At 67.4% G+C, this 7207-nt stretch carries 8 protein-coding genes; 3 read left to right on the forward strand and 5 right to left on the reverse strand.

All coding sequences use genetic code 11. From position 1 onward, the window contains the following. Positions 1–256: 256 nt before the first annotated feature. The 5 genes from ACIRRA_RS45155 to ACIRRA_RS45175 all read right to left on the reverse strand — a co-directional run bounded on the left by ACIRRA_RS45155 (position 257) and on the right by ACIRRA_RS45175 (position 3684). The gene (locus ACIRRA_RS45155; RefSeq protein WP_402782045.1) at positions 257–412 is read right to left on the reverse strand and encodes a hypothetical protein; all 156 of its coding nucleotides are present in this window, start codon (positions 410–412) and stop codon (positions 257–259) included. Positions 413–469: 57 nt separating this feature from the next. Beyond that, a complete protein-coding gene (locus ACIRRA_RS45160; RefSeq protein ID WP_402782048.1) occupies positions 470–667 on the reverse strand; it encodes a three-helix bundle dimerization domain-containing protein in 198 nt (65 codons plus the stop codon). A 119-nt stretch (positions 668–786) separates the two neighbouring features. Beyond that, the gene (locus ACIRRA_RS45165) at positions 787–1209 is read right to left on the reverse strand and encodes a PleD family two-component system response regulator (RefSeq protein WP_402782051.1); all 423 of its coding nucleotides are present in this window, start codon (positions 1207–1209) and stop codon (positions 787–789) included. 949 nt (positions 1210–2158) lie between these two features. Then, positions 2159–2719: a recombinase family protein gene (locus ACIRRA_RS45170; RefSeq protein WP_402782054.1), complete on the reverse strand. Its 561-nt coding sequence runs from the start codon at positions 2717–2719 to the stop codon at positions 2159–2161. A 299-nt stretch (positions 2720–3018) separates the two neighbouring features. Continuing rightward, the gene (locus tag ACIRRA_RS45175; RefSeq protein WP_402782057.1) at positions 3019–3684 is read right to left on the reverse strand and encodes an ArsR/SmtB family transcription factor; all 666 of its coding nucleotides are present in this window, start codon (positions 3682–3684) and stop codon (positions 3019–3021) included. 119 nt (positions 3685–3803) lie between these two features. Here ACIRRA_RS45175 and ACIRRA_RS45180 point away from each other — a divergent pair, with 119 nt between their 5' ends. The 3 genes from ACIRRA_RS45180 to ACIRRA_RS45190 all read left to right on the forward strand — a co-directional run bounded on the left by ACIRRA_RS45180 (position 3804) and on the right by ACIRRA_RS45190 (position 6685). Beyond that, positions 3804–4151 (forward strand): DsrE/DsrF/TusD sulfur relay family protein, encoded by a 348-nt coding sequence (locus ACIRRA_RS45180; protein WP_402782060.1) that lies wholly within the window; start codon positions 3804–3806, stop codon positions 4149–4151. Between the two features lie 26 nt (positions 4152–4177). Continuing rightward, positions 4178–5353, forward strand: coding sequence for an NAD(P)/FAD-dependent oxidoreductase (locus tag ACIRRA_RS45185; protein ID WP_402782063.1), 1176 nt, complete (start codon positions 4178–4180; stop codon positions 5351–5353). Between the two features lie 69 nt (positions 5354–5422). Continuing rightward, positions 5423–6685, forward strand: coding sequence for an MFS transporter (locus ACIRRA_RS45190; protein WP_402782066.1), 1263 nt, complete (start codon positions 5423–5425; stop codon positions 6683–6685). Positions 6686–7207 lie beyond the last annotated feature (522 nt).

Here is a 7207-nt window from a genome sequence, read left to right on the forward strand (position 1 = left end):
CCGCACCTGGTCGGCGATGTCGCCTACCGCGAACGCACCGCCACCGGCCTGCGCCACCCGTCCTGGCGTGGCCTGCGCTTCGACCACTCACCAGCTGAAATCGCGATTCCCGAGCGCAACTGACCCGCTGGCCGGGGGCGGTCAGCCATCGTTTCCGAACGGCTGTCGGTCCGGGCCCCAAACGACAGCCCGGCCGTCTCGAGTCGTGGCAACGAGACCGATCGATGCAACCCGACGTACGCGGCCCGCGGTCCGGTCACGGGCGTTCGGGCCGCAGCTCGGGGAATCGCCGCCAGATCCTGTCGATCTGGCGGCGGATGTCGCTCAGCTCCGCGGTCAACGCGTCGTGACTGCCCGCTCCTGCTGCTGCGCGCCGGCGGGCCACCGTCTGTGCGTGCCTTTCCAGCTCCACGAGAAACACCCGAGCTTGTGCTGTTTCGGGGTCCTCGCTCATAGGCGGGCCGGACGGTCAGCGGACTGTGGCCAGTGCCTGTTCGGCGATGCGCTCCACCAACAGGGGGACGAAATGGCGGACCGGGAGGCCGACGAAACGCCGATGCGCCTCACCGACGGCGGCCCTGATCGCCTCGCCGGTGTGCCGGGGATACCTGCGGCCCAGGCGAGCGACAAGCTCTCTGATCTGATGGTCCTCATCACCGGCTTTCATAGCGCACGGGCATAATTCACCGCGCTTGCCGTCGACGGGAAAGCGGGATTCGGGAAGTATGCCAGCTTCGGCCACGCAACCAATCGAATCCGTCCACCCGTGCAGGCCGCGCGGCGGCCTCAGACGGCGATCGCGATCGACTTCCGGCCGCGGGAGGAGTGCAGCAGGGCGGTGATGTGGGTCTGCAGGTCGCGGGCCGGGATCGGGACCAGCAGGCATTCCCACGCGCCGGCGGCCAGGACCTGTTCGACGGTTCCGGTGTCGATGTCGCTGCTCAGGACCAGGATCGGGGCGCCGGTACGCGCCCGCAGCGCACCACACAGCGCAGCAGGGTACATATCGGTCCGTGACGGCCCCACCACGATCAGATCCGGTTTCAGCTTCGCCTGGGTGCTCAGAGCCCGCTCACCGCTTGCCGTCGAAACGGTCTGGTAGCCCGCCGTGGCCAGCACCATGACCAGCATCTCCGCTGCGGCCGGGTTGCTCTCGACCACCAGAATCGTCGCCGGCGGGAATGGATCCTCGGCCGGTCGTGAGCGCACTCGGCCGATCCTGGAAGCCGATGTCGGGAAGCTGTTCATTTGGTCGTCCTCCGGTCGACGAGATCCCCACCCTTTTGGGATCGACCGTCTCGCGAAAGCAACGAAGCCGTTCAGCCTCGCCTCGACAACCCACGTCTCTGGCGCGCCGACGGACAACCCGAACATATCCCCGCCCGATCCCCGTGGCCAGAACTCCGTGACGGATGTGGCGAAACTTCACATTTGCTGGAGTTTCGTCTCCGTGCCGCCATCGATTACCCAGCGGACATCACCGATTCTCGCGATCGCTACTAGGGGGTCGAGGAACATCGTTGAGAAATCCGGCGCTTAGCGGTTACCGCGCATAGTTACTCGCTATGCGCGACAGCTCGGATAGCGACCTGGTGTTTTGACGGGTCGGCAGTGGGTCGACCCTCGAAACTATGCGCGGTACCGACGACTTCGAAGGCTCGCCCGGCCGCAAACACCAGGTCGACTCGCGCTACCGCCGGATTCCGCGCCACTGTTCCTCACGCCCCGATGCCTCGTCAATGAGTCGGATGCACCCTGGAGGTGGAACCAGCACCGAGGATGAGCAAGTCGAGCAAGTCGGACAGGAGAACGCCTCCTGGACCGCATCCCGTCGCATAGATGTCCCCGTTCCCTACGCAGGCCGGCGGCATGATCGACGTCATCAGGTCGGAGCTGCCGGTGCTCGCGACGTTCTGAACACTCACCGGGTCGGCGCTCGCCGACCCGGCGAGCACAACGCTCATCAACCCACCCGCCACGACAAGACCTGCCACGCAACGTTTCACGAGTACCTCCGGTCGATCGAAACAGCTCGCCCGACACTAACCACCAACGAAGTTGAAACGTTGATACTTCACAGATTTGAGGTGCCCCCACTTTTCTCGGCTTCGGCGGCAACGGGTTTCCGTCTCATCCGGGATGCCGACGCAATGGCGGCTCAGCCGGTGACGATGTCGGCGCGCAGGTAGTTGTAGACGGTTTCGCGGCTGATGCCGAATTCCTTGGCCAGCAACGACTTCGACTCACCCGCCGCGGCACGCTCGCGCAGCCGGCCGGCCTGGGCATCGGTCAGGGCGGGTTTGCGACCGGTATAGGCGCCGCGGGCCTTGGCCGCGGCGATGCCCTCGCGCTGGCGTTCGAGGATCAGCGCGCGTTCGAACTCGGCGAAAGCACCCATCACGCTCAGCAGCAGGGTCGCCATCGGCGAGTCCTCGCCGGTGAAGGTCAAGCTCTCCTTCACGAACTCCACCCGCACCCCCTTGCCGGTGAACAACCGGACCAGGCGGCGCAGGTCGTCGAGGTTGCGGGCCAGCCGGTCCATCGAGTGCACGATGACGGTGTCACCGTCGCGGACGAACGCGATCATCTCGTCCAGCCTCGGCCGGGCGGTGTCCTTGCCCGATGCCTTGTCGGTGAAGGTCTTCTCGACCTCGATCCCGTCGAGCTGGCGGACGGTGTTCTGGTCGACCGTGCTGACCCTGACGTACCCCACGCGCATGACCGGACTCCCTCTCGATGACCTTCCGGGACTGTGGTCCGGGTGGCTACGCGGACCACAGCCAGGGTGTCAGGTTGACATCTGAGATCCCAGCGTGCATGTGTCAGAAAATTCCGGAGTGGACTTCAACTTGACGCACTTCGGCCGTGTTACGGGTGTGGTGCTGGGGTCTGCCCCAAACGGAACAGGTTTTCGAACGCGAGAGTGGGAGACGGGCTGGCATCCCGGTCGATTCGGTCCCGGGAATCTGAAAAGCCCTGCTGCAGAACGCGCGTGGCTGTCTGAATGGCGGATGCCGGTCAGGCTGATGGGGCGTCCACCGGTAGTCCTGCGAGTGTCCATTCGAGCATGCCCTGGTCGAGGCGTTTGACGTCGCGGCCGGCGGTGCGGGCGATACGGACGGCGTCGGGTGCCATGACGCAGTAGGCGCCGCGGCAGTAGGCGACGATGTCGCGGTCGGTGGGCAGTTCGGCGAGGCGGGTGGCCAGTTCCGCGATGGGGATGCTGATGGCTCCGGGGATGTGTCCGGCGTCGTATTCGTCGTGGGGGCGCACGTCGATGAGGGTGATCTCGCCGGCGTCGCGGCGTCGGATGAGTTCGTCGCGGGTGATCGCGTCCTCGGGTGAGCCGAGCACGGCGGCGGCCGTGACAGCGACGTCCGCGAGATGGGCTTCGGCCACGGTCTGCACGAGTGCGAACAGTCGCGCTACGTCGGTTCCGGCGAGGCGGTAGTGCTGGCGGGTGCCGTCGCGGCGAGCTTCGACCAGCCCGCCGGCCTTGAGTGCTTGCAGGTTCGCCGATGCGGTCGTGAGGTTCATGCCGGTGGCGGTGGCGATCGCCTCGACGGTGCGCTCCCCCTGGGTGAGCAGGTCGAGGATCTGCAGGCGGCGACCGTTGCCCAGCGCCTTGCCGACGCGGGCGATCTCGTCGAAAAGGGCGGCCTTGCGATCGGGCAGTTCACTCACGCTTGCTTCTCCAATACTCTTTGGAATACATTATTCCATAGTTCTTTGGAACAACGTAGAACGTGGTGATTGTATTCGCCATCTGGTACCGACATCGACCCGATCGAGGGAGCATTCGCGTGAACTATCTGTTCGTCCTGCATGATCCGCCCTACGGCACCGAGCGCACCTACAACGGCATCCGCTGGGCGCGGCAGATGCTCGACGCGGGGCATGCGGTGCGGGTGTTCAACTTCGCCGACGCGGTCATCTCCGTCACCGCCGGGCAGAAGGTCCCCAACGGCTACTACAACCTGGCCAAGATGACCACCGCGCTGACGAACAACGGCGGCGAGATCGGTAACTGCGGGGCATGTATGGACGCCCGCGGCATGACCGAGGACCAGCTCATCGAAGGAGCACACCGTTCGTCGATGGTGGAGCTGGCCGAATGGACTGCCTGGGCCGACCAGGTCATCAACGTCTGACCGAGCGGGAAGAGGAAACCAGACTCATGAGCAAAACCGTCGTTGTTCTCGGCGCGGGCGTGGGCGGGCTGACCGCCGCCGCCGAACTGCGCACGGTCCTCCCCGCCGAGGATCGGATCGTGCTGGTCGACCGCTCGTTCACCGGCAGCCTCGGGCTGTCGATGCTGTGGGTGCTGCGCGGCTGGCGCACCCCCGACCAGGTCACCGCCCGGGCCACGGCGGCGGCGCTGCCCGGGGTCGAGCTGGTCACCGGTGAGGTCGCGGGTATCGACCTCGACGCGCGGACCGTGGACTGCGGGGCCGCCGGGGAAATCGGTTACGACGCGCTGGTGATCGCGCTGGGCGCGAGTCTGGACCCCGCCCGGTTGTCGGGCCTGCCGCAAGCCCTCGATACCGGGGTGGTGGGCCAGTTCTACACCGTCGACGGGGCCGCCGACCTGCACGACCGGGTCGAGGCGCTGGAGTCGGGGCGGGTCATGGTGCTGGTAGCAGGGGTGCCGTTCAAATGCCCGGCCGCGCCGTTCGAGGCCGCGTTCCTGCTCGCCGATCAACTCGGCCAGCGATTCACCAGCGGCGCGGTACGGGTGGATGTCGTCACCCCGGACCCGCTGCCGATGCCGGTGGCCGGTGCTGAGGTCGGTAACGCTCTGGTGGCCATGATGGAGGCCAAGGGCATCGGATTCCACGGTGGCAGGTCCGCCACCGCCGTCGACGCGCACGCTCGGACGGTCGAATTCGCCGACAGCACCAGCGAATCCTTCGACCTGCTCGCCGTCGTGCCGCCACATGCTCCAGGAGCCGCGCTCACCTCGACCGGCCTCGGTCCGGCGGGCTGGATCCCGGTCGATCCCGCCACGCTCGCCGCCACCGCATCGGGGGTGTTCGCCGTGGGTGACAGCACGGTTCTGATGCTGGCCAACGGCAAGCCATTGCCGAAGGCGGCGATCTTCGCCGAGGCCGAAGGCCAGGTCGCCGCGCACCAGGTGGCCCGCTATCTGGGCTACGACGCCCCTGATACCCGGTTCACCGGCGAGGGCGCGTGCTATGTGGAACTCGGCGAGGGCCTGGCGGCCAAGGGCGAAGGCAATTTCCTGGCCGTGCCCGCTCCCCAGGTGAGCCTGCGCGAGCCGTCGGCGGTCTACCACGAGGAGAAACAGCAGCAGGAGCGAGACTGGCTGGCTCGCTGGAACATTCGCTCCTGATCCCATCACCCCCGGGCGGGCCCATGTGAGGGCCCGCCCGGGTTCGCCCTGCCAGTGAAAGAACCGCTCGTGTCCCACAGCGCCACCGACACCACCGCCGATGCCCACCTCCCCGACACCGCACGAGTGCAACGCCGTGTCCTGACCGTCCTGGTATCCGCGCAGATTCTCAGCGGTGCGGGACTGGCCGCCGGGATCACCGTCGGCGCGTTGCTGGCCCAGGACATGCTCGGCTCCACCAGCCTGGCCGGACTGCCCAGCGGGCTGTTCACCGCAGGATCGGCACTTGCCGCCGTCGCCGTCGGGCGCCTCTCGCACGCTTGCGGCCGCCGCCCCGGCCTGGCCGCCGGCTATCTCACCGGTGCGGTCGGCAGCCTCGGCGTGATCGCCGCCGCCGTCCTGGACAATCCGGTCCTGCTGTTCCTGGCGTTGTTCGTCTACGGCGCGGGCACCGCCACCAACCTGCAAGCCCGCTACGCCGGAGCCGACCTGGCCACCGCCTCCCACCGCGGCCAAGCCGTGTCCACCGTGCTGGTGGCCACCACCCTCGGCGGCGTGGTCGGACCCAACCTCGCCGCCCCGACCGGCACCCTGGCCCGGACGCTGGGTATTCCGTATCTGGCCGGGCCGTTCCTGCTCGCCGCGCTCGCCTACGGGCTGGCCGCGCTCGTGCTCGCCACCTGGCTGCGCCCCGATCCCCTGCTGTTGGCGCGCCACCTGGGAACACTCGACGCCTCGACCCCGGCCGCCACCGAAACTCCACTCGCCGACAAGGCCGGAACCGGTGTCACCGTGGGCGGGTTCGTGATGGCGCTGACGCAGCTGATCATGGTGGCGATCATGACCATGACACCGGTCCACATGCTCGCCCACGGCCACGGCACCGCCGCGGCCGGTGTCGTGATCGCCGTGCACGTCGGTGCCATGTATCTGCCGTCCCCGGTGACCGGTTGGCTCGTCGATCGCTATGGCCGACTACCCGTTGCCGCCGCGTCCGGAGTGACGCTGCTGGCTGCGGGCGTGCTCGCAGCCCTCGCGCCCGGTGATTCCATCGCGCTGCTGGCTCTGGCGCTGGCGTTGCTCGGTCTGGGCTGGAATCTCGGCCTGGTCGCGGGCACCGCCATCATCACCGACACGGTGCCGTTGGCCACACGAGCCAAAACTCAAGGCGCGGTGGACGTCTCCATCGCCATCGCCGGCGCCACCGGCGGCATGGGTTCCGGACTCATCGTCGCCGCCACCAGCTATCCGACCCTGGCTCTCGCCGGAGGCGTGCTCGCCCTGGCGGTCGTCCCGGCCGCCGCCCTCACCGGACGCCCACGCCAGCCCTGACCTCGCCCGCCACAACGCCAGCCGGGTTTCAGAACAGCGTGTCGCGCACGCACAGTGGCCGGTAGCCGGTCAGGGCCGAGCACGGCGAGCTCGGCATCGATGTCGACCTGCATGGCGCCATGGTGCGTCCTGGGAGCTCATGACGCGCGTTCCGGCCCGGTCGCGGTTGTGGTGCTGGGGTGTACCCCAAAACGACAGCCCCACATGCATTCAGAGGGACCGCGCTTGGCCGGTTCGGTCAGCCCTGGCGGTTCCCGCAGCGCTCATGCGGATCAGCGGACACTTCTGATCAATGCTCATAAAAGTGAGCAATGCTCTTGCATATGACGCCCGGATCAGTACACTGATCACAGTGGAGAGCAGTGCTCACTCAAGTTGACCGGACTGATCTCGAAAGAGGGAACGATGAATACGCACTTCCTGGAGTTGGCGGACGGCCGGATCGCCTACCAGTCGATCGGCCCGGATGATGGCCCGCTGGTCGTGTGCGTCAACGGGCTCGGCGACAACAGTTCGACCTTC

This window comes from Nocardia sp. NPDC101769, from assembly GCF_044766925.1.
Lineage (GTDB): Bacteria > Actinomycetota > Actinomycetes > Mycobacteriales > Mycobacteriaceae > Nocardia.

Excerpts from the sequence above, each read along its gene's own strand:
- ACIRRA_RS45160 (WP_402782048.1), bottom strand. The coding sequence starts at position 667 with ATGAAAGCCGGTGATGAGGACCATCAGATCAGAGAGCTTGTCGCTCGC.
- ACIRRA_RS45170 (WP_402782054.1), bottom strand. The coding sequence starts at position 2,719 with ATGCGCGTGGGGTACGTCAGGGTCAGCACGGTCGACCAGAACACCGTC.
- ACIRRA_RS45185 (WP_402782063.1), top strand. The coding sequence starts at position 4,178 with ATGAGCAAAACCGTCGTTGTTCTCGGCGCGGGCGTGGGCGGGCTGACC.